Source organism: Dietzia sp. JS16-p6b (genome assembly GCF_003052165.1).
Lineage (GTDB): Bacteria > Actinomycetota > Actinomycetes > Mycobacteriales > Mycobacteriaceae > Dietzia.
Genome location: NZ_CP024869.1, coordinates 3,267,133 through 3,292,700, shown reverse-complemented (window position 1 = coordinate 3,292,700; position 25,568 = coordinate 3,267,133). Strand labels below are relative to the sequence as shown.

General features: G+C 70.4%; 29 protein-coding genes. 15 read left to right on the top strand and 14 right to left on the bottom strand.

The genetic code is table 11. The annotated features are described in order from the left end of the window. The first annotated feature begins 12 nt into the window (after positions 1-12). Genes CT688_RS15180 through CT688_RS15170 form a run of 3 tightly spaced genes read left to right on the top strand, consistent with a single transcriptional unit; the run spans position 13 to position 4,330 of the window. Positions 13-2,238, top strand: coding sequence for an MMPL family transporter (locus CT688_RS15180; RefSeq protein WP_231750385.1), 2,226 nt, complete (start codon positions 13-15; stop codon positions 2,236-2,238). Next, entirely contained in the window at positions 2,235-2,933 is a 699-nt protein-coding gene (locus tag CT688_RS15175) for a lipocalin family protein (protein ID WP_107757563.1), read from the top strand. Before CT688_RS15180 ends, CT688_RS15175 begins: the two co-directional genes overlap by 4 nt. An 11-nt stretch (positions 2,934-2,944) precedes the next feature. Next, positions 2,945-4,330: a TIGR01777 family oxidoreductase gene (locus CT688_RS15170; RefSeq protein ID WP_107757562.1), complete on the top strand. Its 1,386-nt coding sequence runs from the start codon at positions 2,945-2,947 to the stop codon at positions 4,328-4,330. Positions 4,331-4,372: 42 nt separating this feature from the next. Here CT688_RS15170 and CT688_RS15165 read toward each other — a convergent pair whose 3' ends face one another. Genes CT688_RS15165 through CT688_RS15155 form a run of 3 tightly spaced genes read right to left on the bottom strand, consistent with a single transcriptional unit; the run spans position 4,373 to position 6,863 of the window. Continuing rightward, a complete protein-coding gene (locus tag CT688_RS15165; protein WP_107757561.1) occupies positions 4,373-5,017 on the bottom strand; it encodes a TetR/AcrR family transcriptional regulator in 645 nt (214 codons plus the stop codon). Positions 5,018-5,072: 55 nt separating this feature from the next. Then, on the bottom strand, positions 5,073-6,377 hold the full coding sequence (locus CT688_RS15160) for an SPFH domain-containing protein (RefSeq protein ID WP_107757560.1): 1,305 nt from the start codon (positions 6,375-6,377) through the stop codon (positions 5,073-5,075). Between the two features lie 51 nt (positions 6,378-6,428). Next, positions 6,429-6,863, bottom strand: a complete 435-nt coding sequence (locus CT688_RS15155; RefSeq protein ID WP_107757559.1) for an NfeD family protein — start codon at positions 6,861-6,863, stop codon at positions 6,429-6,431. Positions 6,864-6,936: 73 nt separating this feature from the next. Here CT688_RS15155 and CT688_RS15150 point away from each other — a divergent pair, with 73 nt between their 5' ends. Next, a complete protein-coding gene (locus CT688_RS15150) occupies positions 6,937-7,827 on the top strand; it encodes a cation diffusion facilitator family transporter (protein ID WP_107757558.1) in 891 nt (296 codons plus the stop codon). Between the two features lie 2 nt (positions 7,828-7,829). Further along, positions 7,830-8,276: an MmcQ/YjbR family DNA-binding protein gene (locus tag CT688_RS15145; protein ID WP_107757557.1), complete on the top strand. Its 447-nt coding sequence runs from the start codon at positions 7,830-7,832 to the stop codon at positions 8,274-8,276. Between the two features lie 5 nt (positions 8,277-8,281). Here the strand turns inward: CT688_RS15145 and CT688_RS15140 are convergent, their stop codons facing one another. Continuing rightward, on the bottom strand, positions 8,282-9,352 hold the full coding sequence (locus tag CT688_RS15140; protein WP_107757556.1) for an aromatic acid exporter family protein: 1,071 nt from the start codon (positions 9,350-9,352) through the stop codon (positions 8,282-8,284). A 134-nt stretch (positions 9,353-9,486) separates the two neighbouring features. Here CT688_RS15140 and CT688_RS15135 point away from each other — a divergent pair, with 134 nt between their 5' ends. Together CT688_RS15135 and CT688_RS15130 are read left to right on the top strand one after the other, a co-directional pair. Then, entirely contained in the window at positions 9,487-9,954 is a 468-nt protein-coding gene (locus CT688_RS15135; protein WP_107757555.1) for a hypothetical protein, read from the top strand. A gap of 36 nt (positions 9,955-9,990) precedes the next feature. Further along, positions 9,991-10,320: a hypothetical protein gene (locus tag CT688_RS15130; protein ID WP_231750384.1), complete on the top strand. Its 330-nt coding sequence runs from the start codon at positions 9,991-9,993 to the stop codon at positions 10,318-10,320. Positions 10,321-10,377: 57 nt separating this feature from the next. Here CT688_RS15130 and CT688_RS15125 read toward each other — a convergent pair whose 3' ends face one another. The 5 genes from CT688_RS15125 to CT688_RS15105 form a co-directional block, all read right to left on the bottom strand. Beyond that, complete coding sequence (locus tag CT688_RS15125) at positions 10,378-11,250, bottom strand: alpha/beta fold hydrolase (RefSeq protein ID WP_231750383.1); 873 nt, start codon at positions 11,248-11,250, stop codon at positions 10,378-10,380. A gap of 69 nt (positions 11,251-11,319) precedes the next feature. Continuing rightward, complete coding sequence (locus tag CT688_RS15120; protein ID WP_107757553.1) at positions 11,320-12,297, bottom strand: glycine betaine ABC transporter substrate-binding protein; 978 nt, start codon at positions 12,295-12,297, stop codon at positions 11,320-11,322. Continuing rightward, positions 12,294-13,076, bottom strand: coding sequence for an ABC transporter permease (locus tag CT688_RS15115; RefSeq protein WP_107757552.1), 783 nt, complete (start codon positions 13,074-13,076; stop codon positions 12,294-12,296). Before CT688_RS15115 ends, CT688_RS15120 begins: the two co-directional genes overlap by 4 nt. Continuing rightward, the gene (locus CT688_RS15110; protein ID WP_107757551.1) at positions 13,073-14,284 is read right to left on the bottom strand and encodes an ABC transporter ATP-binding protein; all 1,212 of its coding nucleotides are present in this window, start codon (positions 14,282-14,284) and stop codon (positions 13,073-13,075) included. The genes CT688_RS15115 and CT688_RS15110 overlap by 4 nt, the downstream gene beginning before the upstream one ends. Further along, the gene (locus CT688_RS15105; RefSeq protein WP_107757550.1) at positions 14,281-14,925 is read right to left on the bottom strand and encodes an ABC transporter permease; all 645 of its coding nucleotides are present in this window, start codon (positions 14,923-14,925) and stop codon (positions 14,281-14,283) included. Before CT688_RS15105 ends, CT688_RS15110 begins: the two co-directional genes overlap by 4 nt. Positions 14,926-15,055: 130 nt before the next feature. Here CT688_RS15105 and CT688_RS15100 point away from each other — a divergent pair, with 130 nt between their 5' ends. Genes CT688_RS15100 through CT688_RS15090 form a run of 3 tightly spaced genes read left to right on the top strand, consistent with a single transcriptional unit; the run spans position 15,056 to position 17,360 of the window. After that, complete coding sequence (locus tag CT688_RS15100) at positions 15,056-15,895, top strand: inositol monophosphatase family protein (protein ID WP_107758250.1); 840 nt, start codon at positions 15,056-15,058, stop codon at positions 15,893-15,895. After that, the gene (locus tag CT688_RS15095; protein ID WP_107757549.1) at positions 15,892-16,638 is read left to right on the top strand and encodes an alpha-ketoglutarate-dependent dioxygenase AlkB; all 747 of its coding nucleotides are present in this window, start codon (positions 15,892-15,894) and stop codon (positions 16,636-16,638) included. Before CT688_RS15100 ends, CT688_RS15095 begins: the two co-directional genes overlap by 4 nt. Then, positions 16,635-17,360 carry an APA family fibronectin-binding glycoprotein gene (locus CT688_RS15090; protein ID WP_194305401.1) on the top strand — a complete coding sequence of 242 codons (726 nt, stop codon included), beginning with the start codon at positions 16,635-16,637 and terminating at the stop codon, positions 17,358-17,360. Before CT688_RS15095 ends, CT688_RS15090 begins: the two co-directional genes overlap by 4 nt. 7 nt (positions 17,361-17,367) lie before the next feature. Here the strand turns inward: CT688_RS15090 and CT688_RS15085 are convergent, their stop codons facing one another. Beyond that, a complete protein-coding gene (locus CT688_RS15085; protein ID WP_107757548.1) occupies positions 17,368-18,084 on the bottom strand; it encodes a PIG-L deacetylase family protein in 717 nt (238 codons plus the stop codon). 142 nt (positions 18,085-18,226) lie between these two features. On the opposite strand from CT688_RS15085, the gene CT688_RS15080 reads away from it, so the two are divergent. Together CT688_RS15080 and CT688_RS15075 are read left to right on the top strand one after the other, a co-directional pair. Next, positions 18,227-19,384, top strand: coding sequence for an acyl-CoA dehydrogenase family protein (locus tag CT688_RS15080; protein WP_107757547.1), 1,158 nt, complete (start codon positions 18,227-18,229; stop codon positions 19,382-19,384). A gap of 67 nt (positions 19,385-19,451) precedes the next feature. Further along, a complete protein-coding gene (locus CT688_RS15075; RefSeq protein ID WP_107757546.1) occupies positions 19,452-19,862 on the top strand; it encodes an arsenate reductase ArsC in 411 nt (136 codons plus the stop codon). On the opposite strand, the gene CT688_RS15070 is transcribed toward CT688_RS15075, so the two are convergent. Together CT688_RS15070 and CT688_RS15065 are read right to left on the bottom strand one after the other, a co-directional pair. Continuing rightward, positions 19,859-20,095 carry a thioredoxin family protein gene (locus tag CT688_RS15070; protein WP_107757545.1) on the bottom strand — a complete coding sequence of 79 codons (237 nt, stop codon included), beginning with the start codon at positions 20,093-20,095 and terminating at the stop codon, positions 19,859-19,861. The two genes, CT688_RS15075 and CT688_RS15070, sit on opposite strands and share 4 nt — an antisense overlap. A gap of 20 nt (positions 20,096-20,115) precedes the next feature. Continuing rightward, positions 20,116-21,207 carry a permease gene (locus CT688_RS15065; RefSeq protein ID WP_107757544.1) on the bottom strand — a complete coding sequence of 364 codons (1,092 nt, stop codon included), beginning with the start codon at positions 21,205-21,207 and terminating at the stop codon, positions 20,116-20,118. A 75-nt stretch (positions 21,208-21,282) separates the two neighbouring features. On the opposite strand from CT688_RS15065, the gene CT688_RS15060 reads away from it, so the two are divergent. Next, the gene (locus tag CT688_RS15060) at positions 21,283-22,326 is read left to right on the top strand and encodes an ArsO family NAD(P)H-dependent flavin-containing monooxygenase (protein WP_194860336.1); all 1,044 of its coding nucleotides are present in this window, start codon (positions 21,283-21,285) and stop codon (positions 22,324-22,326) included. Here the strand turns inward: CT688_RS15060 and CT688_RS15055 are convergent, their stop codons facing one another. Then, a complete protein-coding gene (locus CT688_RS15055; RefSeq protein ID WP_107757542.1) occupies positions 22,327-22,680 on the bottom strand; it encodes a MerR family transcriptional regulator in 354 nt (117 codons plus the stop codon). Between the two features lie 100 nt (positions 22,681-22,780). On the opposite strand from CT688_RS15055, the gene CT688_RS15050 reads away from it, so the two are divergent. Together CT688_RS15050 and CT688_RS15045 are read left to right on the top strand one after the other, a co-directional pair. Further along, positions 22,781-24,295, top strand: a complete 1,515-nt coding sequence (locus CT688_RS15050) for a SulP family inorganic anion transporter (protein ID WP_107757541.1) — start codon at positions 22,781-22,783, stop codon at positions 24,293-24,295. A gap of 71 nt (positions 24,296-24,366) precedes the next feature. Next, complete coding sequence (locus CT688_RS15045; protein WP_370446316.1) at positions 24,367-25,110, top strand: low molecular weight phosphatase family protein; 744 nt, start codon at positions 24,367-24,369, stop codon at positions 25,108-25,110. A gap of 6 nt (positions 25,111-25,116) precedes the next feature. Here CT688_RS15045 and CT688_RS15040 read toward each other — a convergent pair whose 3' ends face one another. Then, positions 25,117-25,491 (bottom strand): metalloregulator ArsR/SmtB family transcription factor, encoded by a 375-nt coding sequence (locus CT688_RS15040; RefSeq protein WP_107758247.1) that lies wholly within the window; start codon positions 25,489-25,491, stop codon positions 25,117-25,119. Positions 25,492-25,568: the final 77 nt, after the last annotated feature.

The following is a 25,568-nucleotide window of genomic DNA, read 5'->3' as shown; positions in this document are numbered from 1 at the left end:
GCGAGGGAGACGATGAGGACTCGGAGTACGGCGGGCGAGACGCACGCGACCTCCGGAGGCTGGGTGCGGGTGCTGACGGGGAAGCTCACGGCGTGGATGATCCTCGCGGCCGTCCTGCTCGTCTCCGGCGCCGTGTTCGCCCTGGCCTCGTCCGAGGGGGCGTCGGAGGCTCCCCAGACGCTGCCGGACACCTCCGAGGCCGCCCTCGTGTCCCAGATCCAGCAGGAGTTCCCCGACGCCGGATCAGTGCCGGCCGTGCTGGTGGTCACCAGGCAGGACGGCGACGTGCTCGGCCCGGAGGGGATCGCGGCCGCGGTGGGAGCGGGCGAGCGGATGGCGGAGGTCGTCGGCGCCGCGCCCCAGGGACCGATCCCGTCCGAGGACGGGGCCGCCGCTCTGGTCCTGGTGCCGGTCGATGTCGAGTCGATCTCCAACGAGCAGGGCAGTGAGCTGGTCCGCGACATGCGCGCCGCCGTCGCCGATGGCCTGGATCCCGGCCTGGAGGCCCAGCTCACCGGCGGGCCCGCCTTCGCGGCCGACACGGCCGCCGCCTTCGAGGGCGCGGACTTCCGGTTGCTGGCCGCGACCGCGACGGTCGTCGCGGTGCTCCTCATCATCACCTACCGCTCACCGGTCCTGTGGCTCGTCCCCCTCGTCGTGATCGCGGTCGCCGACCGGGTCGCCTCCCTGTTGGTCTCGACCGTCGGCGACGCCCTCGGTGTGACCGTCGACGGGTCCACCTCCGGCATCGTCTCCGTCCTGGTGTTCGGGGCAGGGACCAACTACGCGTTGCTGTTGGTCTCCAGATACCGCGAGGAGCTGCGGAAGACCGAGAACCGTCGCCAGGCGCTGGGCGACGCGTACCGCGGGGCGGTGCCCGCGATCGTCGCCAGCAACATCACCGTGGTCCTGGCCCTGCTCACGCTGTTGCTCGCCACCCTGCCGAACTATCGGTCGCTCGGCATCTCGGCGGCCGTCGGTCTGCTCGTCGCCCTGGCGTACGCCCTCGTGGCGCTCCCGGCCGCGCTGGCCGTGTGCGGGCGCGGCCTGTTCTGGCCCTTCGTCCCCCGGCCGGGGCGCCACACCGGGCGCGCGAACGCGGACTCGGGCGCGCGCCGGCGTCTGACCGTCCCGACGACCCCCGAGGGCTTCCGCGAGGACGTGCCGTCCGGCGTCTGGGGCCGCATCGCCTCCGGAGTGGTCACCCGCCCGGTCCGGGTCCTCATCTCGTGTGTGTTGATCCTGGTCATCCTCGCGTTCGGGCTGCTGGGAACCCGGATCGGCCTCAGCCAGACCGAGCAGTTCCGCACGCCCTCCGAGGCGGTGGCCGGCCTCGAGACGGCCGCCGAGCACTTCCCGGCCGGCGTCACCGATCCTGTCACCGTGCTCACGCGGACCGGCACCGAGACGGACGTCCTCGAGACCGTGCAGGGGGTCGAGGGGGTCGTGTCCGCAGTGCCGGCCGGGGAATCGGATACCGGGTGGAGCCGCATCACCGTGACCCTGGACGCGGCCCCCGCGACCGACCGGTCCGAGGACAGCGTCGTGGCGTTGCGCTCCGCGGTCGACGAGGTGACGGGATCCGAGGCGATCGTCGGCGGTCCGGTGGCCGAGGCCGTCGACACCTCCGACGGCAACCTGCGCGACCTCGCACTGATCGCGCCGCTCATCCTCCTGGTGGTGTTCGCCGTCCTGGTGCTGGCGTTGCGGGCGCTGATCGCCCCGTTGCTCCTGTTGGGTGCGACGGTGCTCTCGTCGCTCGCGGCCCTCGGTCTCGGGACCTTCGTCACCACCCAGATCCTCGGCTTCCCGGGGCTGGACGTGTCGGTCCCGCTGTACAGCTTCCTGTTCCTGGTGGCCCTCGGGGTGGACTACTCGGTCTTCCTCGTCATCCGGGCCCGGGAGGAGGCAGCCACGCACTCCACCCGCGAGGCCATGGTCCGGGCCGTGGCCCTCACCGGTGGCGTGATCACCTCCGCCGGAATCGTCCTGGCCTCGGTCTTCGTGGTCTTGGGCGTGCTGCCGCTCATCGTTCTCACCCAGGTGGGTGTGATCGTGGCCCTCGGCGTCCTGCTGGACACCTTCCTCGTGAGGACCCTGGTGGTGCCGGCACTGTTCACCCTCGTCGGGGAGCGGGTCTGGTGGCCGGGCGACCCGCACGCCTCCGCGTCCCCCGGCGCGGCTCCGGACGACCCCGCCCCAGCCAGCACAGCCGACACGAAGGAGACCCACCCATGACCCCGTCGCGCAGTCCCCGGTCCCGTCTGATCGCCACCGCACTGGCCGTGGTCCCGCTGATGGCCGCCGGGGTGGTGGGCGTCCCCGCGGCCGGGGCCCAGGACCTGACCGACGGAGGCCGCCTCGGCGGGGGGTCCTCGCAGCTCAGGGTCCCCGACGGTATCGCGGTGGGGTCGATCGGAGGTCCCGAGCTGCAGCAGGTCGGATACGTCGACCCCGACAGGTTCGTGGGAACCTGGTACCAGGTCGCCGCGATCCCGCAGCCGTACACGCTGCAGTGCACCAACGACACGACCGCCGAGTACGCACGAATCTCCCCCGACACGATCTCGGTGCGCAACTCCTGCGGATCGGCCCTCAGCTCGGATTCGGTGATCGAGGGCGAGGCGACGATCCGTGACACCGCCACCAACGCCTCCCTACGGGTGAATTTCCCGCAGGTGCCGTTCCAGGACGAGAACGGCCCGGTCAACTACCGGATCACCTACCTGGCGGACGACTACTCGCTGGCGATCGTCGGCGACCCGAGCCGGTCCTCCGGGTTCGTGCTGAGCCGCGGACCCGCGCTCGACGAGGCGCAGTGGTCCACCGTCCGTGACGTCGTCGACGCGCGTGGATGGTGGTCGTGTGCGTTTCTGACCGTTCCCATGGCCGGCGGGCGGGGCGACGTCACCCCGCTGTGCCTGCTGCCCTGAGAGCCGGCCTCATGAGTATCGATCTCCGTTGCACCATCCGGGCCGGCGCGGACGAGGCGTGGGACTACCTGGCCTCGCCGGGCGCCTTCCTCCGGCTCTCGCCACCGTTCATGTCGCTGCGCCCGGTGCGCCAGGCCGATTCCCTGCGGGACGGTGAGGCCGTGCTCGAGCCGAGGTCCGCGCTCCCCGGGCCCCTGGGGATCCGATTCGGACCGCGCTGGGTCGCCCGGCACGACCCCGGCGGGTACGTCGAGGGCGAGCGGTTCGTGGACCGCTGCGTCTCCCAGCCCTACGCGGGGCTGACGGGGTGGGTCCACGAGCACACCGTCACCGCCGGCCCGGAGGGTACCGCCGTGCTGGGTGACCGCGTCCGCGCCCGCGTGCCGGGTCCCCTCCTCTCCCCGGTCTTCGCCTACCGCTACCGCCAGATGGCCCTCGACCTCGACCGGGTCCGGCACTTCGCCGACCCGGGAGGACGGCGCACCCTGACCGTGGCGGTCACCGGTGCCTCGGGCCTGGTCGGCACCGCGCTGTGCGCCCTTCTCGGCGTCGCCGGCCACCACGTGATCCGACTCGTCCGGGGCGCGGCGAGCGGCGCCGACGAACGCCGGTGGGACACCGGTGACCCGGATCCGACGCTCCTCGACGGCGTGGACGTGCTGGTCCACCTGGCCGGCGCCTCCATCGCGGGCCGGTTCACCGACCGCCACCTGGCCGCGGTCCGCGACAGCCGGATCGGGCCCACCCGCAGACTCGCCGAGCTCGTCGCCGCGCGGGACGGTGCCACGGCGATGGTGTGCTCCTCCGCCATCGGCTACTACGGCGCCGACTGCGGTGATCGGACCCTCACCGAGGAGACCGGCCCGGGTTCCGGGCCCCTGGCCGAGATCGTGGCCGAATGGGAGGCGGCCTGCGAGCCCGCCCGCCGATCCCGCGCCCGCGTGGTGACCATGCGCACCGGCCTCGTCCTGTCCGGAGCGGGTGGTCTGTTGCCTCCCCTGGCCGCCATCACCCGGACGGGCCTCGGTGGCCGATTGGGTTCTGGGCGGCAGTGGATGTCCTGGATCGCGCTCGACGACCTCACCGACATCTACCTCCGTGCCGTCGTCGACCCCACACTGGTCGGGACCCTCAACGCAGTGGCGCCGCAGCCGGTCACCAATTCGCAGTTCACCCGTGTCCTGGGGTCGGTGCTCCGCCGTCCCACCGTGGTCCCGGTCCCCGGGTTCGCGCCCGGTCTGCTGCTGGGCAGTCGTGGCTCGGACGAGCTCGCGCTGGCGGACCAGAAGGTCGACCCGGTGGTGCTGCGCGATCTCGCACATCCGTTCCGCTATCCCGCCCTCGGGGCCGCGCTGGCCCATGAACTGGGCGGGGAGAAGGTGCCCACCTCACTCTGAGGCGGACCGACCCTCCGAGGCGACCCGGCGTTCCGAGACCGCTCAGCGCTGCAGGATCATCGGGACCAGGGCCCGCCGCGCCAGCTCCCGGATCTCCTCCTCGGTCTCGAGGACCGGCGGTCCGTCCGGCATCACGGCGATGGAGTGGAGGAAGCGGCCCACGACGCTCCCGACCTCGCGGGACAGGGTGTCGAACTCGTCCGCGTCCATCGGGCGGGTGTGCACATCGGCGTTCCAGGTGCTCCGGATGAAATCGGCGACGATCTCGGTGATGGCACCGAGGACCGAGTCGGACTGTCCGGCGAGCATCGCCATGGCCTCGAGCTTGTCCACCTCGACGATGCGCTGCAGGATCTCGCTTCTCCGGATGTCGAAGACGGTGCCGACGAGAAGGTCCTCGACGTGTCTGACGGGGTCCCACTCGAGGGACTCGAACGGGGTGAACCGCGCGATGACCGACATCATCAGGCGCTGTGCCTCGTGGGCGTACAGGGCACGGAGGATCTGTTCGCGGGGACCGAGCCGGCGATACAGGGTCACCCTCGTCACCCCGGCCGCTCGGGCGATGTCGTCGGTGCTCGCGCCCTTGATGCCGCGCTCGGCGATGACCGAGGCCGCCGCCTCGATCAGACGGATGTCCTCCTCATCGGGTGGCTGGGCGCCACCGCGTCCACTGTTACGTGCCACACAGGCATGTTACTTCCAGTGGTCGTGGCGGCGCCCGGAACCCGGCCGGATCCGTTCAGGGACGGTCTCGGCCGCTCTCGTCGAGCGGGTATCCGCCTTGGTGCAGGTCGGTGTCGAGCCCCGCGGCGGGGTCGATACCGGTGGGTTGACCCGGCTGCGCCCCCTGCGGCCCGGAGAGGGCGGGCGTGTCGTCGGGGGCGGCCCCGCCCTCGGACTCCGGCACCATGTCGAACACGCCCGGCTTGGGCTTGGCCTTGCGCGGCTCCTCGTCCATGACCGAGGTCGTCCCCTTGGCGGCGGCCTCCGCGGCGGCCACGGAGCGGGCGATCTCCGGGTCGGTGGACGTGTCGAACCACTCGTCGGGCGCGGACGGCAGATCCGCATCCGTGTCGACGTCCGCGGGCTCGTAGCGGAAGACCCCGTCGTCGTCCTTCTTGGCCACGGCCTTGGCGAAGTTCTCGAGCGAATCGCCGAACTGCGACGGGATCATCCACATCGTCGCGGCATCGCCCTTGGCCATCTCCGGCAGATTCTGCACGTACTGGTAGGCGAGCATCTCCGGGGTGGGCTTCGAGGCCTTGACCGCCGCGTTGACGCGGGCGATGGCCGCGGCCTGACCCTCGGCCACGAGGTACCGGGCGGCCCGCTCACCCTGGGCCCGCAGCATGCGCGACTGGCGGTCGGCCTCGGCGGACAGGATCGCGGCCTGCTTGTTGCCCTCGGCGTCGAGGATGGCGGCCTGCTTGGCGCCCTGCGCGGTGGTGATCGCGGCTTCGCGCTGACCTTCGGCGGTGAGGATGGTCGCGCGCTTCTCGCGGTCCGCACGCATCTGCTTCTCCATCGAGTCCTGGATGGAGGGCGGCGGATCGATCGACCGCAGCTCGACCCGGGCCACCCGCAGGCCCCATCGTCCGGTCTCCGAGTCCAGCACCCCGCGTAGTTGCTTGTTGATCATGTCGCGGCTGGTCAGGGTCTGCTCGAGGGTGAGGCCACCCACGACGTTGCGCAGGGTGGTGGTGGCGAGCTGCTCCACGGCGATGATGTAGTTGTTGATCTCGTAGACCGCCGACTTCGGGTCGGTGACCTGGAAGTAGACGACCGTGTCGATGCTCAGCGTGAGGTTGTCCTCGGTGATCATCGACTGGGGCGGGAAGGTCACGACGCGCTCGCGGAGGTCCACCTTGGCGCGCACGCGGTCGATGAACGGGATGATCAGCGTCAGCTGGCCGCTCGCGGTCCGTTGATATCGCCCGAGCCGCTCGATGACCGCGGCCTCCGCCTGCGGTATGAGCTTCACGGAACTCACCACCACCGAGGCGATCAGGATGACGATGACGGCGAGGAAGATCAAGCCTTCCATGGTTTCCTCCAATTGTGTCGTGCTGTCGGCTGTGTGTCTGACCCGCGTGCTCTAGAGTCCACGCACGACTATCGCGGTGGCCCCGTCGATCTCATGTACGAGGACCTTGTCCCCGGCGTCGAACGTCTCGCCCTCGATGAGCGGGCGTGCCGTCCACGTGTCACCGGCGATCTCGACCAGACCGCCGGACGGCCCGATCGACTCGATCACGGTGCCGTCGCGTCCGGTCAGGGCAGCGGTGTTGGTGTCGTGCTCGGGGAGCGCGGCCAGCATGCGGCGGCGGACGAGGGGTCGCACACCCGCGACGAGGATGATCGAGACGAGGGCGAAGGCCAGGGCCTGTCCCCATATCGGGGCGCCGAGTGCGGCGGCCGCCGCCCCGCCGAGTGCGCCCCCGGCGAGCATGATGAGGAAGAGTTCGCCCCCCGCCGCCTCACCGGCGGCGAGCAACACCGCTACTGCGAGCCAGACAAGTCCTCCATGCATGCCTACGACCCTACCGACATCCGCCGGTCGGCAGGGGGGACGTCGTCTCGCGGTCGGACTACGCTGAGTCGACGTGTCGACTCTGAAGAAGTTCGCGTGGTTGTCGGTGGCCACGTCGATCGTCACCATCGCGCTGAAGATGGCGGCCTGGTGGGTGACCGGGTCGGTCGGCCTGCTCTCGGACGCGGCCGAGTCGGTGGTCAACCTGGTGGCCTCGGTGGTGGCGTTGATCGCCATCACGGTCGCGGAGCGCCCGGCCGACGACGACCATCAGTACGGCCACTCCAAGGCCGAGTACTTCTCCGCCGGGGTCGAGGGCGCGATGATTTTCGTCGCCTCGACGTTCATCCTCTACACGGGCGTCGAGCGCCTGATCAACCCGGTGCCGATCGAGTCACTCGGGTTGGGTCTCGCGATCTCGGTCGTGGCCGCGGTGGTCAACGGCGTCGTCGGCGCCCTGTTGATCCGGGCGGGGACACGGCATCGGTCACCCACCCTGAAGGCTGACGGAAAACACCTGATGACAGACGTCGTGACCTCGGTCGGTGTGGTGATCGGCGTGGCACTGGTGTGGATCACCGGGTGGGAGTTCCTCGATCCGATCGTCGCGCTCGCGGTGGGGCTCAACATCCTGTTCATCGGGTACAAGCTGGTCCACGAATCCGGCATGGGGCTGATGGACGCGACACTGCCCGACGAGGACAACCGGGCGATCCAGGAGGTGCTGGACAGGCATCGGCAGCCCGGCCGGGTCGACTTCCACGAGCTGCGGACACGCGAATCCGGCAGGTGGAGGTTCGTCGAGTTCCACGCGCTCGTCCCCGGTGACTGGAGTGTGGATCAGGGCCACGACCTCGTCGAGACGGTCGAGCAGGAGATCCACGCCGCGCTTCCGCATTCCCACATCACCACCCACCTCGAACCGATCGAGGACGAGAGGGCCTACAACGACGTGAGGTTGTAGCCGTGGGCCACCCCGTCATGTTCGACGACTCCGATCCACTGCTCGCCCGGGTTCGTCGCATCTGCCTGGCCCTTCCGGATGCTGCGGAGAAGATCTCGCACGGTCGACCGAACTGGTACACGACCAGGGTCTTCGCCACCTACGGCGGCGCCGTGAAGGGCGAGCATTCGGGGTCTCGACTCGATCGCGCCCTGCTGTTCCTCCCCGATCCCGACGACCTGCCGGCCCTCGACCTGGACGAGCGCTTCGTGGTGCCCGCCTACGTGGGGGTCCGGGGATGGCGGGCGTTGCCACTGGACCGGCCCGGGGCGGGGGCGGGGCATCCCGGCACTGTGGACTGGGACGAGGTCGCCGAGTTGGTCGAATCCTCGTATCGGCAACTCGCCGGCGCCAGGAGGGTCGCCAGACTGGATGATCTGCGGCGCCAGGCCGACCGGGACGATCACTAGGCGGGTTACCGCACGGTCCGCTCCGAGGCGACGTCGTCGATGAGCAGCGCGATGTGGAGCATGCTGGTGAGCAGCGAACCGTAGACCGGCCAGGAGTCCCGGGGCAGTCGGCCGTCCTCCGCCATGGAGTGCGTCAACCCGATCAGCCTGTCGTGGATGGAGTCCATCTCGGCGTCGGGATCGGCGATCGCCCGGCCGGCGTCCCGCGCGATCGAGGCCCACTCGCTGCGGAAACGCTCGTCCCATGGCCCCTCGGTGTAGGTGGCCTCGTGGAGGGTCCGGATCAGGTGCCTCATGTGCGAGACGGCCTCGTCGACGCGGCTCAGCACCTCCGCGTAGTCGACGCTCTCGCCGACCTGCCGTGCGCCACCGAGGCGTCGCCGGATCAGACGGGGGTTCGAGCGTCGGCTCTCCCGGGCGAAGTTCACCGTCCCCCACGCCGTCTCGACCTCCTCGGACACCGACTCGATCTCGCGACGCCACGCGTCGGCGTTGTCGGTCTCCCATGAGGTGGAGAACTCATCGGCCATGTCGATGAGGATGTCGCCGAGCCGGCGGTCGATGCTGTCCACGTGGCTGGACGCCTGCTGGTCGCGCACCGGGGGGATGATCAGCAGATTGACCAGTACCCCGATCCCCACCCCGACGGCGACCTCGAGGATGCGGTCGAGCAGGAGGGGCTGCTGATCGGAGAATCCGCTGGAGAGCACGAACACCGCCGTGGTGGCGATCGCCACCCCCTCGTCCCTGATCCAGGTGATCCGGGCTCCGGCCAGCCCCACGAACATCGCCAGCGCGAAGGTCCACACACTGACGCCCAGGTAATAGCCGATGAGGAAGGACATCCCGACACCGATCGCGGACGCCACAGTCGTCTGTACTCCGCGGGACAATGACCGGTGGACCGTGGCGTGCACGGTGAGCAGCGCGGTCCAGGGCGCCAGGAACGGCAGGGGTGAGTTCAGCACGTGCGCCGACAGCCACCACGCGGCGGTGGCGGCGATCACACTCTTGACGATCTGCAGGAGATCGGTCGTGACGTCGGGCCGGCCCGCGAGTTCTCGGAGTCGTCGCATACCGAGCATTCTCGTGGCTCTCCGGGAGGGACGACACCGCACCCCCGGAGGTCACCGCGCGGCAGCGCGCTCTGCCCTAGGGTCGGAGCTGTCATGAAGGACGGCGGTGCCGTCCGGCGCCCTCGGAAGGACCCATGGACCCCCTCGATTCCCACCTCCTGTCGGCGGCGACGGTCGAACTCGGCCCGGACACGCGGCTCACGCTGCTCGCCGCCGGGCTGATCTTCCTGCTGGCCCTGGGGCTGGGGGTGTGGAAATACCGGCAGATGGCGACGAGCGCCGACCACCTCGCGCACCCGTACGTCGACATCGCGCACCGGGCGGCCCTGCTGTACTCCTTCGCGACGCTGCTCATCGCCGTGTTCGTGGAGCTGAGTAGTTGGCCGACCTGGGTCAACCTCGCCGCGGCCGGGGTCCTGGTGTTCTTCTTCGTCGTGGCGATCGCCAGCTACATCGTGCACGGTGCCCTGAAGGACACGACCAACCAGTTCGACGGTGCCTCGCCTGCGACGCACGTCGGCATGGTGGCACTCATCGTGGGTGAGATGGGCGGGTTCGCGGTACTGCTGGCCGGCTTCGTCGACGGCCAGTTCCTGAGCTGAGACGGGGGTGCGGACGCGCGCGGTTAGACTCGTCCCATGCCGACGCGCCCCCGTTCCGAGCCCGGCCGGCAGAGGAAGGACTCGACGAGGATGCCGAGGAGGAGACCGTCCGGGAGCATGGACCTGGGTACCCGGGCACTGGTGCTGGGGGCGGGTTCCCTCGCGCTGTCCTGGGTTCCCCTGCTCAACATCATCGCGTTCCTCGCCGCGTTGATGGCGGTGGCGTTCGGGCTGCTCGCGCGATGGCCCACGGGGTGGCTCACCAACGAGGAACCCGACCCTCGGCGGGGGTTGGCCGGCGTCGTCCTCGGCGGGATCGCGATAGTGGTCTTCGTCATCACCGCGGTGCGGTACTCGGCGCTCTAGTCCCGCCGACCGGACAGGCGCCCGGACCGTGGCGTCGGCGCCGCTCCCGGACCGCACTCAGTGCCTGTTGGACACCACCCAGCCGAGCGCCGTGCGCATCCGACGCGCGAACCTCCCGGGGTGCGTCGCGCAGGCCGCGTGACCGGCGCTGATCGGGAACACCGCGCTGTGCGGCAGGAGATCGGCCATCTCGTCCTGGATCCACCGGGGGAAGGCGATGTCGCGCATGGTCTTGATGATCGCGACCGGGAGGTCAAGTTCGTGGAGCCACGACGTGGAGTTGAACCGGGCCACTTCCGCGATCACAGTCCGGTGGGTGGCGAGGGGCACGGAGGCCAGTTCGCGTATCGCCCAGGTGTAGGCGCCGGGCACCTCGTCGTCGATCTGTCTGGCCACCTCGACGGGTACGGCGTTGAGGGCGGGCGCCCCGCGCGTCAACGAGCCGAGCGTGATCCTCTCCAGGGCGTTGCGCTGGGCGCCCGTCCCGGTCGCGGCCAGCACCAGACCCCCGAGCCGGGACGGGTCCCGCCGGGCCGTGAGTTGGGCGACGATCCCGCCCATCGAGTACCCGCCGATGACCGGCCGGTCCAGCTCCAGGTGGTCGGCCACCCGGAGTACGTCCTCGCTCAGGGAGTCGAAGTCGAACCGGCCACCGTCGCCCATGCCGTGGCGCCGCTGATCGTAGGTGATGAGCCGGTACTCCCCCTTCAGGCGTTGAAAGGTCTGGTACCAGTTGAGCATTCCGGTGGCCGCCATCCCGTGCAGCAGTACCACCGGGGTCAGGTGATCCTCACCCGTGTCGTAGAGCCTGGTGGTGACGTCGTCGGTGAGGGTGACGATCCTCCCGGCCGGGAGCCGGCCCACGTCCGGCGCCATCCGCGGAAGCCGCGCCGCCGACCTGGGGAGCGACGACAGCAGATTCCTGGTCATGGGTCTCCTCCTCGGGTGCCTCCCCCGATTGTTCGCCACCTCGCCGCCGGATGCACGGACCGGCGACGGTCACTCCACGGAGACGAGTCCCTGTTCCACCAGGAAATCCCTCGCGACCAGTGCCGGATCATCGCCGTCGACGTCGACCCGCATGTTGAGGTCGACCATCACGTCGTTGTCGAGGACCTCGATGAGCGGCGCGAGAACCTGCTCGATCTCCGGGTGCGCGTCCAGGAACTCGCCCCGGACCACCGTCGCGAGGTTGTAGACGGGGAAGAAGCGACGGTCGTCCTCCAGGACCACCAGGTCGAGTCCCTTGATCCGGCCGTCGGTGGTGTAGACCTCCCCGAACCGGCATTCCCGGCCGGTGGCGGTGGCCTGGTAGATGATCCCGGGCTGCATGATCGGCACGGGGACCGTGGCGGCGTCGAAGCCGTAGGCCTCGGCCAGGCCCGGCCAGCCGTCACGCCTCACGGAGAATTCGGTCTCCATGCAGGTCACGGCCGACTCCGGATCGGTCTGGACGAGCCGGGCGTAGTCGGAGAACGTGCGGACGCCCGTCTCCTGCGCGGTGTCCCGGTTCAGGGCGAACGAATAGGTGTTGTCGACGGTGGTCGGGGGTAGCCACCGGATGTCGTGGGCCTCGAGGTCGGCGTCCCGGACCGCGACCCACTGCGCTTCGGGGTCGCGGACCGGTTCGGAGTTGCCGAGGTAGCTCATCCACGCGGTGCCCGTGTACTCCATCCCGATGTCGACCTGGCCGGTGACCAGGGCCTGCCGGAAACTGTTGGACCCGGCCAGCGAGGACATGTCGGAGACCTCCATCCCGGCGGCCGCCAGGAGGAACTCCACCAGATAGCTGCTGATCACGCCCTCGGTGAAGTCCTTGCCGCCGACCGTCACGCGAACCCCTTCGAGCGCGGGGACGGTCCCGTCCGGCCCGGGGCCCACGGGCAGCGGTACGGACCCGCCGTCGCTCAGCCCACACCCGGTCGCCACGAGCACGGTGGCCAGGCACGAGGCGAGGAGTCGCTTCACGGTGGTCATCGCAGCCCCCTCGGGTTGAACAGGACCTCGCCCACCCCGCCGAGCCAGTCGACCAGCAGGGCCAGGCACACCGCCAGGACGGAACCCACCACGAGGGTGGTGGTGTCCTGGAGGCGGTAACCGGTGTCGATGAAGATCCCCAGTCCGCCCGCGTCCACCAGGAAGCTCAGCGTGGCGGTGCCGACCGCCAGTACCAGCGTGGTCCGGAGCCCGGCCAGGATGAACGGCACCGCCAGCGGCAGCTCGACGGTGCGCAGGACCCGTCGTGAGGTCATGCCCTGCCCGCGCGCCGCGTCGATCAGCGCCGGATCCACGTTCCGGATGCCCACGATCGTGTTGCGCAGCACCGGGAGCAGTGAGTAGACGGCCACGGGAAGGACACCGATCCAGAAGCCGGTGCGGTTGGTGGCGAGGAAGAGCAGCACGATCAGGCCGATCGCCGGCGCCGCCTGGCCGATGTTGGCGATCCCGATGGCGACGGGCGCGAGGAAACCCATCCGGCGGCGGGTGAGCAGGATCCCCAACGGCACCCCCACCGCGACGACGATCGCGGCCACGGTGAAGGTGATCTGGACGTGCTCCAGGGTGCGTTGGGTGATGGACGAGGCGTTCAGCGAGGCCCGCTGGGTCTCGTCGAGCTCGGTCCCGAAGGCCCACCACAGCACGCCCACCGCGGCCAGGGTGATGACGATCGGCTGCACCACCAACCGTGCCGAATCCGCGCGGGACCCCGCCCGGGACCCCGCGCGGGAGGCGGAGTCGGTCGTCGCGGCGCTCACGAGCGCTCCACGGTGTCCGTGGGGCCTGTGGGCGCCGGGGAGCCAGGGTCGTTGTGGTGGTGGTGGATGCGCCGGAGCTCCGCCACCAGGTCGTCGATCCCGATCGTCCCCCGGTACGCGCCTGACCGGTCCACCACCACGGTGGTCGCGCTGGCGGTCGAGAGCAGTCCGTCGAGCGCTTCCTGGAGCGTCGAGTCGACCGTGACGGTTCCCGTCACCGGCTGACCACCCGAACGCAGGTCCGGCATCCCGGCCACCAGGTCACCCCGGACCCAGCGCAGGGGGCGCCCGTCGTCGGCGAGCACCACCGCCCACTCGTCGTCGGTCCCGCGGACGCGGGCGGCGAAGTCCGAGGGAGCCTCCGACTCCCTCGCCGTCGTCGCCCCCGCCAGGTCCACGTCCCCCACCCGCCGGAGGGTGAGGGTCTTGAGCGCGGCGTCGTCGCCGATGAACCCGGCGACGGTCTCGTCCGCCGGATTGGCGAGGATCGCCTCGGGGGAGTCGAACTGGAGGACCGAGGAACCGGGACCGAGCACGGCGATCCGATCGCCCAGCCGGACGGCCTCGTTGAAGTCGTGGGTGACAAAGACGATGGTCTTGTGCAGATCCTCCTGCAGGCGGATGAGTTCGTCCTGGAGCGAGGCGCGGGTGATGGGGTCCACGGCGCCGAACGGTTCGTCCATGAGCAGCACCGGGGGGTCGGCGGCCAGCGCGCGTGCCACCCCGACGCGCTGTTGCTGGCCGCCGGAGAGCTGTGCGGGATAGCGGTCGCGGTAATCGGCGGGGTCCAGGCCCACCAGTTCCAGCATCTGGTCCACGCGGTCGGAGATGCGCGATCTCCTCCACCTGAGCAACCGGGGCACGGTCCCCACGTTCTGGGCGACCGTCATGTGCGGGAACAGGCCGGACGCCTGGATCGCGTAGCCGATGTGGCGTCGGAGGGTGTCGGCGTCGAGGGTCCGGTTGTCCCGGCCGTCGATCGTGATGGTGCCCGAGGACGGCTCGATGAGGCGGTTGATCATCCGCATCGTGGTGGTCTTGCCGCAGCCGGACGGCCCCACGAACACGGTGGTGCGCCCGGCGGGGAGCTCGAGCGAGACGTGGTCGACGGCGGGCCGTTCCTGGCCGGGGTAGATCTTGGTGACGTCGTCCAGGGCGATGGGCACGCCGGACACTGCGCCGGACTCGTGTGCGGCGGGTGTGGTCACTGGTTCCCCCTGATGGTCAGGCGCCCGAGTAGGACGAGGAGCGCGTCGAGGACGAGCGCGAGGACGACGATGAGGACGGTCGCGGTGAGCGCCATCGGCAGGGCGGTGGGCGTCCCCACCCGGGAGAGCCCGGCGAAGATCAGGTTGCCCAACCCGGGTCCCTTGGCGTACGCGGCGATGGCGAGGATGCCCATGGACATCTGGGTGGACACACGGATCCCGGCGAGGATCGACGGCCACGCCAGCGGGATCTCCACCCGGCCCAGGACTCCCATCCGGCTCATCCCCACCCCGCGCGCCGCATCGACCGTCGCGGCGGGGACGGCGTCGAGCCCGACGATGGTGTTGCGCAGGATCGGCAGCACCGCGTAGATGACCAGCGCCGTCATGGTGGGCAGGACACCCAGGCCCAGGATGGGGATGAGCAGTCCCAGCAGAGCGAACGAGGGCACGGTCAGGGCGGTGGCGGCCAGGCCGGTGGCCACCGCGGACCCGGCCCTGCTGCGGTACACCGCCACACCGACCGCGACCGACAGCAGTGTGGCGAGCAGGACCGCCTGCACGGTCGCGCTGACGTGCTGCCACGAATCCGTGGCGAGTTGGAGCCGGCGGGTGGAGATGAAGTCCACGAGGTCGTTCAACGTCTCTCGGCTCCGTCCGTGCGGTTCGGTCTGCTCACGTTATCCGGACGGGTGGCGGTGGAGGGGTGGGAACGAGGATCTCGCGTCGCGAACGGGTGTGCGACCGGTGGCCGTGATGCACCATGGGGCCATGACTGCCAGGCCCGACCGACCACTGGACCCCGACCTGATCGAGCATCTCGACGAGCTGCTCGCCGCCACCGGCAGGATCGCCCGCCGACACTTCCACGGTGAGCTCCAGGATCTGGTCGCCGAGGACAAGGGCGGCGACCGGGGGTACGACCCGGTGACCGAGGCCGACCGGGACATCGAGGCGTTGCTGCGTGCCGGGATCTCGTCGATGGCGCCGGGGGACCGGGTGGTGGGCGAGGAGAACGGCGAGTCCGGCCCCTCCGACGCCTCGCGCACCTGGTACCTCGACCCGATAGACGGCACCAAGGCCTTCATGACGGGCATGGCCGGGTGGGGCACGCTGGTCGGAGTGGTGGAGAACGGCCGCGCGGTGGCGGGGTGGATGGACCAGCCGGTGTTGGGGGAGACCTTCTCCGCGGTCCACGGCCGGGCGACCGTGCGTCGCCGGTCGGACGGTCCGGAGGCCTTCGACCTCCACGCCTCCGGGTGCGACGAGCTGTCCGAGGCGATCATGTACACCACGCACCCGTCGATGTTCGGAGACCAGGGCGGGTTGCGACGGCGCTACGACGACCTCGCCTCGCGAGTCCGCCTGCAACGCTTCGGCGGGGACTGCTACGCCTACTGCATGCTGGCCGCGGGCCGGGTGGACCTCGTGGTCGAGTCGGATCTGAATCCCTACGACATCGTGGCGCTCATCCCGATCGTCGAGGCGGCGGGCGGTGTGATCACCGGCCCGGACGGGCGGCAGCCACTGGGCGGCGGGACCGTCGTGGCGGCCGCGACACCGGCCCTGGCCGAGCAGGCGTGGGGAGTGCTCGGCGCGGATCCGCGGTGACCGACCCTCTCTTCGGGATCCACCGTCCGCGGGTGATCCTCGCCCCCGGCGCCGTCCATGTCCCGGACTGGATGGACCGCGCGCAGCAGGAGTTCCTGCTCCGGGCGTGCGTGGACTGGGCCGCCGCGCGACCGCCGCGGTCGATCGTGCTGCCCGGCGGGGGCAGGATGTCGGTGCGGACGCTCAGCCTGGGGCGGCACTGGACGCCGTACCGGTACGACGACGACGAGGTGGTCCCGCCGCTACCGGACTGGCTGGTCCGGGCGGCGCGGGCCGGGCTCGAGGCGGCGACCGCCGTCGACCCCGTGCTGGCCGGGTCGGCGTTCACCCCCGACGCCGCGCTGGTGAACCTCTACGGTCGTGGCGCCACCATGGGTCTGCACCAGGACCGCGACGAGGCCAGCTCGGCTCCGGTGGTCTCGCTGAGCCTCGGTGACGCCTGCACCTTCCGGTTCGGCACCCCGGAACACCGCGGCAGACCGTACGTCGACGTGCGGCTGGAGTCAGGGGATCTCGTGGTGTTCGGCGGCCCGTCGAGGATGGCGTTCCACGGGGTGCCCAGGGTCTTCGACGGGACCGCGCCGACCTGGTGCCGGGACGTGCTCGGGGTCGGGCCCGGGCGGGTCAACATCACGCTGCGGGAGACCCGCCCGCCCACACCGCGGGAGTCCCGCCCGCACACACCGCGGGAGTCCCGCCCGGCCGCGCCGCGCGAGCGGCGCCCGCCTACGCTGGGCGGATGAACTCAGGGAACCCCCGCTCCACCGGCCGGAACCGGTCACTTCTCCTCGTGGTGCTGGTCGCCGTCCTGGCGGTGGCCGCCGCGGTCGTGACCGTGCTCGTCTCGTCTGCGACGTATGCACCGGGGGTCCGCACCCTGTCCCCGACGACCCAGGTGGCCGCGGGCTCGGACCACGTCGACCCCTATACCGGGCTCGTCATCCGTGTCCCCGAGGGCTGGCAGGCCGAGTCGGGCGAGCAGCTGGTCTTCGGCACCACCGCGCTGACCCCCGACAGGGAGGCGGGGGACGGGGAGACCGACCGCTCGGACGGGATCGTGCTCACGGGCGCGCTCACGGAGGACCTGTTCGACCCGCGCGATCCGGACAACCGGCGGGCGGCGATCACCCTGGCCGGTGGGATCGGACAGTTCTTCCTACCGGTCCCGGGGCAGCCGGTCGAGGAGCGGGCGGAGGAGATCGCCACCGGTGTCGGCGACGGCTGGTCCGTGTCGTTCCGAGTGCTCCCCGTCGCCGACCAGGAATTCATCGGCCCCGAGGGCGCGCTCGTGTACACCGCGGTCGTCGGGGAGGGCGCGCAGCGCTACTGGCTCACGTACATCGGTCTGCCGGGTGACGGCACCCTGCACTCACCCCGCGCCGAGTGGGCGGACGAGATCGTCGATCGACTGCGGCCCACCGAGGCGGCCGACACCCCACTAGCGCGACCGGGTGAGCACGCCTGACCCCGGCTCAGGGCCGCATCCGCCGGAAGCCGACCACCGGGTTCCCGTCGGACAGTCCGTCCCGCGGTGCGCACACCTGCTCCACCTGCGCGCGGGCCTGATCCCGCACGGGGGTGGCCGGGTCGAGCACCGAGAGGTACTCGGAATGCTCGGCGAGCGCGTCCACGGCGAGTTCGACGAACCCGCTCACGTCGACGTAGTGCGTCATCTCCGGCGAGGACTCGAACCACATCTGCGGCCGCCCCTCCGCTGCATCGACCCCCACCGCCGCGACCAGGTCGTCGTACGCGGCCCCCACCGCCGCGCCGAACTCCATGTGATCACTCTGGTTGGGCTTCCCCGGAGCGAACTCGTCCCCGGAGAACAGGGAGACCACGACGTCGGGGCGGTGCCGGCGGATGGAGTCGGCGACGGCGTCGCGGAGCTCCGCGTCATTGACGATCCGGCTGTCGGGGAAGCCCAGGAACTCCACCCGGTCGACACCGACGATCGCCGAGGAGCGCCGCTGCTCCTCCTCGCGGACCGGGCCCGCGACCTCGGGCGGCATCCCCTCGATGCCGGCCTCACCGCTGGAGGCCAGCACGTAGACGACGCTCCGGCCCTCGGCCGTCCAGCGGGCCACCGCCGCGGACATCCCGTACTCGGGGTCGTCGGGGTGCGCCACCAGGACCAGACAGCGGGTCCAGTCGGTGGGGAACGGCTCGGGTGCCGGGGAAGGGGTCATGCCCCGAGTATGGCCCCGCGCGCCCCGGCGCGCGAGAAGTCGCGTCGGGACGCCGTCGTATGCTCGACCCGCACCCCGTCGGCGTCGTATCCCGCCGTGACCCCTGCCGTATCGCCCGTCGCATCACTCCGGAGGCCCAGCCGTGTCCGCACTCTTCCCCGACTACCGCCCGTCCTGGGAGACCGATGATCACCGGCTGTTGCGCGAGCACGCCCGCGCCTTCTTCGCCAAGGAGATGACGCCCCACCAGGAGAAGTGGGCCGCGCAGAAGCACGTGGACCGCGAGACCTGGCTCCGCACGGGTGACGCGGGGCTCATCTGTCTCGACGTGCCGGAGGAGTTCGGCGGCCAGGGCGGAGACCCGGGCATGGAGTACCTCGTGACCGAGGAGCTCGTCTACTCCGGCGACACCGCCTTCGGGATGGGCGTGGGCTCCACCATCACCCCGCACTACATCGCCAACTACGCCACCGACGAGCAGAAGCGGCAGTGGCTGCCGAAGATCTGCTCGGGCGAGTGGATCTCCGCGATCGCCATGACCGAGCCCGGCGCCGGCTCCGATCTGCAGGGCGTGCGCACCACCGCCAAGTGGGACGGCGACTCGTACGTCATCAACGGCTCCAAGACCTTCATCTCCAACGGCGGCTCCGCCGACTTCGTGGTGGTGGTGGCCAAGACCGACCTCGACGCCGGCCACAAGGGCATGGCCCTGTTCGCCGTGGAGGCCTCGACGCCGGGCTTCGAGCGCGGACGAGTGCTGGAGAAGATGGGCCGCCACGGCGCCGACACCGCCGAGCTGTTCTTCAACGACATGCGCGTGCCCGCCGCCAACCTGCTCGGGGGCGAGGAGGGGCAGGGCTTCTACCAGCTCATGAACCAGCTCCCGCGCGAGCGCCTGGCCATCGCCGTGGACGCGCTCGCCATGGCCGAGGCCGCAGTCGTGGAGACCCTCGAGTACACCCGCGATCGACAGGCCTTCGGCAAGACGATCCTGGATTTCCAGAACACACGGTTCGAACTGGCGGCGTGCAAGACCTCCGTCATGGCCTCCCGCACCTTCATCGACCACTGCATCACCCGTGAGATCGACGGCGAGCTGGACGCCGTGACCGCCTCGATGGCCAAACTCCAGGCCACCGACATGCTCGACGATGTGGTGGACCGCTGCCTCCAGCTGTTCGGGGGTTACGGCTACATGATGGAGTACCCCATCGCGCAGAAGTTCGCGGCCGCCCGGGTCATGCGGATCTACGGCGGCACCAACGAGATCATGAAGGAGGTCATCGGCCGGGCGTTGTGACCCACCGGGTGAGGGCGCCGAGAGGCTACTATCGACAGTCGTCGATACATTCTGCCGGGGAGTCACCGTGACCGATCGTCCGTCCGTCCTCTTCGTCTGCGTCCACAACGCGGGCCGCTCACAGATGGCCGCGGCCTACACCGAGCACCTGTCCGGAGGCGCGGTGGAGGTCCGCTCGGCCGGGTCGGCGCCAGCGGACTCGATCAACCCGGCCGTCGCCGAGGCGATGGCGGAGGACGGCATCGACATCTCGGCGGCCACGCCGAAGGTGCTCACCACCGGGGCGGTCCGGTCGAGCGACGTGTGCATCACCATGGGGTGCGGTGACGTCTGCCCGGTATTCCCGGGCAAGCGCTACCTCGAGTGGGTCCTCGACGACCCCGCCGGGCAGGGTGTCGACGCGGTCAGGCCCATCCGCGACGAGATCAGGCGCCGGGTGACCGGACTCCTCGCCGAGCTCGGCGTGCGCCCGGTCTAGCGTCCGCGCAGGATCTCGGTGAGCTGACGGACGGTGGGCACCTTCCCTCCCAGGACGAGGTCGTCGTCGACCACCAGCCCGGGTGTCTTCATGAGGCCGTAGCCGGCGATCTCGCCGACGTCGGTGACCTCGACGATCTCCGCGTCCTCACCCAGCGCTGCCAGGGCCTCCCTCGTGCGGGTGACGAGGGTGTGGCAGTTGCGGCATCCGGGCCCGAGCACCTTGACGATCATGGTTCCTCCTGCATCCGGGGTCAGGCGATCACGTTGAACAGTAGGCCGATGGCGAGGATGCCGGCCGCCACGACGGCGAAGAACAGTGCGAGCAGTGGTGGCCGCATGACCCGCCTGAGCATGATCGCCTGGGGGATCGACAGCGCGATCGAGCTCATGATGAACGCCATGACGGTGCCCAGGCTCATGCCCTTGGCCCACAGTGCCTCGGCGATCGGCACGACCCCGGCTCCGTTGACGTAGAGCGGGATCCCCGCGAGGGTGGCCACGAGCACCGCCAGTGGGTTGTCCGGGCCAGCCCAGCGGAGGAAGAAGTCCTCGGGGACCCAGCCGTGGATCACCGCGCCGACGCCGACGCCCACCACCACCCAGATCCACACGCTACGGAGGATGTCGCGGGATTCGCCGAGAGCGGCGTCCACCCGTTCGCGCAGCGAGGGCACGTGGCCGTCCGCGCGGAGTACGGCGACGCGGGTGGTGAAGACGACGTCGTCGACCCACCTGTCGAGCCGGAACCGGGACAGGGCCCATCCCGCGACGAAGGCGATGGCGGCGCCGGCGCCGACGTAGGCGGCGGCGATGTGCCACCCGAACATCTCGCCGATCATGATGGCCGCGATCTCGCTGATGAGCGGGGAGGCGATGAGGAAGGTGAGGGTGACCGAGAGCGGGATCCCCGCGGCCACGAAGCCGATGAACAGTGGGATCGAGCTGCAGGAGCAGAAGGGGGTCACCACGCCGAGCACGATGGCCAGCGTGAGGCCGACGAACAGCCCCCGGCCCTCGAGCCAGTCCCGCGCGCGGTCGAGGTCGAGGCTCGCCCGGAGCATGCCCACCAGGAACATCAGCCCGAGGAGCAGGAGGACGATCTTGACGGTGTCGTAGAGGAAGAAGTGCACGGCACCGATCGCGCGGTCGGCGAGGTCGAGTCCGAGCCAGCCGACGGCCGCGTCCCAGAACCACTCGTTGGCCACCCACAGGGCCACCCAGGACACCGCGGCCAGCGCGAGCGCCGACACGAGCCGACGCTGCTCACGGGCACCGGTGTCGGTGTCCGGGGTGTCGTTCTCCGGGCCGGACGGGCCGGTCGCGGAGGCGGGCAACGAGGTCATACCTCCACTGTAGGATTGGTATCGATGAGGGTCGATAGGAACTGTTCAGGGGGTGATGAGAGGGGGTCGGGCGGGGTGAGGGACGTCGTGGTGATCGGAGGCGGCCAGGCCGGCCTGGCCGCCGGTTTCCATCTCACCCGCGCCGGCGCGAACTTCGAGATCCTCGACGCGTCCGACGGACCGGGGGGTGCGTGGCCGCACACCTGGCCCTCGCTGCGACTGTTCTCGCCCGCCGACTACTCGTCCCTCCCGGGTCGCAGGATGCACCGGACGGACGACGGGAACCCCGACGCGGCCCACGTGGTGGAGTATCTGCGCGGGTACGAGGAGTACTACGGGCTACCCGTCCGGCGCGGGGTCCGGATCGTGGCCGTGGAGCGGGACGATCCGGACGGGTTCGTCGTCCGTGCCGCCGACGGCCGCCGGTGGCGTGCTCGCGCGGTGATCAGTGCCACCGGGACGTGGTCGAGGCCGTTCGTGCCGACCTGTCCGGGCGTCGGGGGTTTCCGGGGCCACCAGATCCACAGTGCCGGCTACCGGGGTCCGGAGCCGTTCGACGGTCGGCGCGTCGTGGTGGTGGGTGGTGCGAACTCGGGCGCGCAGATCGCCGCCGACCTCGCCGGACATCTGCAGCAGAGCGACGGCGAACTGATCTGGTGCACCGCCGGGCCCCCGCGCTATCTGCCCGACCACGTCGACGGACGGGAGTTGTTCCGGGTCGCCACCGCCTCGGTCCGGTCCGGGAGCGGCCGCGGTGTCGCGGAGTTGGGCGACATCGTCGTCGTCCCCCCGGTGCGCGCCGCCCGCGACGCGGGCCTGCTCGTGGCCACCCCGATGTTCGACCGGTTCCACCCCGGCGGGGTGGAGTGGGACGACGGCCGACGTGAGGCGGTCGACGCGGTGATCTGGTGCACCGGATTCCGCCCGGCTCTCGGGCACCTCCGCGGCCTGGGACTGTCGCGGGCCGGCGGCCGGGTGGTGACTGACGGGCCCGCGGTCCCGGACGTGCCCGGACTGTTCCTGCTCGGCTACGGCGACTGGTGTGGCGCGGCATCGGCGACCCTCATCGGGGTCGGTCAGTGGGCGAAGGCGGCGGTGGCCGCAGCTCTCGGCCGGTGATCAGGCCCTGAGGCGCGAGACGATCTCGACGAACTCCTCCGCGTACCCCAGGTGGGTCCGAAGGCGCTCCAGGCGCTCGGTGGCCTCCGCCTCGATCTCGGCGATCAGCGCCGCCGATCCCGCCGGGTCGTCGGCTCGGCGGTCCAGGGCCCGGCAGAAGTCGCGCATCCGATCCAGACTGAACCCCAGGGGCTTCATCCGGCGGATGAGCAGGAGTCGCTCGACGTCCTCCGGCGTGTACAGGCGGAACCCTCCCGGGGAGTGCGCGGAGGGGCTGACCAGGCCGAGTTCGTCGTAGTGCCGCAGGCTCCGGATCGACAGCGCGGTGCGCTCGGCGACCTCACCGATCTTCATGGTCTGCTCGCCGTGACTTGGCCCGCCCACAACTCTCCCGTTACGGTAGCTTTCTACTCTCACGCCGTGTGAGAGTCATGTCCCCGACTGTAGGTGATCCGTGAGCACCGAGTTCCCGACCGGCGTGCTGCCCTCGTTCCGCGCCGCGTTCTCCTCCCCCGCCCGGCTGCGCACCGAGGTGCTCGCCGGCCTCGTGGTGGCCCTCGCGCTCATCCCGGAGGCGATCTCGTTCTCCATCCTCGCGGGCGTCGACCCCCGGGTCGGTCTGTTCGCGTCCTTCACCATGGCGGTCACGATCGCCTTCACCGGAGGGCGCCCGGCGATGATCTCGGCGGCCACGGGAGCGATCGCGCTCGTCGTGGCGCCGGTCGTGCTCGAGCACGGACTGGACTACCTCATCGCCACGGTCCTCCTGGCCGGGGTGCTGCAGGTGCTGCTGAGCGTGTTCGGGGTTGCGAGGCTGATGCGGTTCATCCCACGATCGGTGATGGTCGGATTCGTCAACGCGCTCGCGATCCTCATCTTCTCCGCCCAGATCCCGCACCTGGTGGGCGTGCCGTGGCTGGTGTACCCGCTAATGGCGGTGGGGCTGCTCGTCCTCGTGTTCTTTCCGAGGCTCACGACGGTCATCCCCGCGCCCCTGATCGCGATCGTGGCCCTGACGATCGTGGTGGTCTGGGTGGGGTGGACCGTCCCGAATGTGCACGACCAGGGCGAGTTGCCCGGGTCGCTGCCGACCCTCCTGCTGCCGGACGTGCCGCTCACCCTGGAGACGCTGCAGATCATCGCCCCCTACGCGCTCGCCATGGCGCTCGTGGGGCTCATGGAGTCGCTGATGACGGCCAAGTTGGTCGACGACATCACGGAAACGCACTCCGACAAGACGCGTGAGGGCTGGGGTCAGGGCGTCGCCAACCTCGTCACCGGTTTCTTCGGCGGGATGGGCGGCTGCGCGATGATCGGGCAGACGATGATCAACGTCAAGGCCTCGGGCGCACGGACGCGGCTGTCCACCCTGCTCGCCGGCGTGTTCCTGCTGGTCCTCGTCGTCGTCCTGGGCGACGTCGTCGGACTGATCCCGATGGCCGCCCTGGTCGCGGTGATGATCATGGTCTCGGTGGGGACCATGGACTGGCACTCGATCCATCCCCGGACCCTGCGGCTGATGCCGCTGTCGGAGACGCTCGTCATGGTCGTCACCGTGGCGGCGACGGTGTGGACCCACAACCTCGCGATCGGCGTGATCCTGGGGGTGGTCACGGCGATGATCATGTTCGCGCGCCGGGTCGCGCACATGACGACCATCGAGAAGGTCGCCGAGCTCGACGCGGACCACGACGGGGCGGTCGACACCCGCACCTACCGGGTCACGGGCGAGCTGTTCTGGGCGTCCAGCAACGACCTCGTGTACCGGTTCGACTACTCCGGCGACCCCGAGCACGTGGTACTCGATCTCACCGACGCCGACATCTGGGACGCCTCGACCGTCGCCACGCTCGACGCCGTGCAGCAGAAGTACGCGGCCAAGGGCAAGACCCTCACGGTGATCGGACTCGACGGTGCCAGCAAGGAGCGGCTCGACAAGCTCTCGGGCAGGCTCGGCGCCGGGCACTGAGTGCGGGCCGGTCCCGAGCGAATCCCTCCGGCCCTGCTTCCGGAAGTATCGATGGCCGTCTATATTGATGGATGTCGATACGAGGCTTGGAGGCCGACATGTCCCGATCCGTGCACGACGCTCCGCTGCCCGAGCTGCTCATGCCCCAGACGCAACTCCAGCGCGATGCCCGAGAGCTGGCCCGACACTACGAGGGCGTGTTCAGTCCGCAGACCGTCGAGCGCGTGGTCTTCGAGTCGTACGCCTCGCTCCGCCGCACCGCGCGGGTCACGGCGCACCTGCCCTCCATCGCCCGGCGATTCGCCACCGACCGGCTCAAGGCGCTCGCCCAGGCTGACGGAGCAGTGGCCAAGGACGTCCCTGAGGTGCTCTTCATCTGCGTACAGAACTCGGGTCGTTCGCAGATGGCGGCCGCGCTCATGGCGCACCGCTCCGAGGGGCGTGTGCACGTGCGGTCCGCCGGATCGCTGCCCGGCTCCGGGATCGACGAGAACTGCGCGGCCGTGATGGCGGAGATGGGCCTCGACCTGGGCAAGGAGTACCCCAAGCCCCTCACCGACGACGTGGTGGCGGCCGCCGACGTGGTGATCTCCATGGGGTGCGGGGACGCGTGCGCCGTCTATCCGGGCAAGCGATACCTGGACTGGGACGTCTCGGATCCCGCCGGGCAGGATCTCGATCGGGTGCGGTCCATCCGGGACGACATCGACTCCCGGGTCCGCCGGGCCCTGCCGGAGATCGTCGCCACGACGCGCTCGCCCGCCTCGGGACTCACGGGATCACATGGCGCGGACAAAGTGGTGGGAGCATCCTGAGCTGATCTAGGTGTCAGGGGCACGGAGCCCCCGGACGTCCACGATGTCGCGGATCTGAGCGAACGCCTCCGGCACGATGCTGTAGTGCGCCATGCGGCCCCGCTGCTCCCTGGTGACCAGGCCCGCCTCGACCAGCTTCTTCATGTGGTGGCTCACCGTGGGTTGCGTGATGCCCAGCGGCTCGGTCAGCGTGCAGACGCACACGTCGGTGCACTCCGCCGCCGCGATGTGGGAGAGCAGTCGCAAGCGCATGGGATCGGCGAGCGCCTTGAACCGGGCCGCCGCGGCCTCCGCCTCGGCCTGGCCGAGGGGGCCGTTCGCGCCGGCGATACAGCACGAGGCATCCGCGACGGCGACGGTGCCGAGCTCCTGCGAGGTCATGACCGAAGGGTACCCGGCCGGTGTGCCGCCGCGGTAGGACACATTGACCACCGTCGATGAATCCCATAGGGTCGACG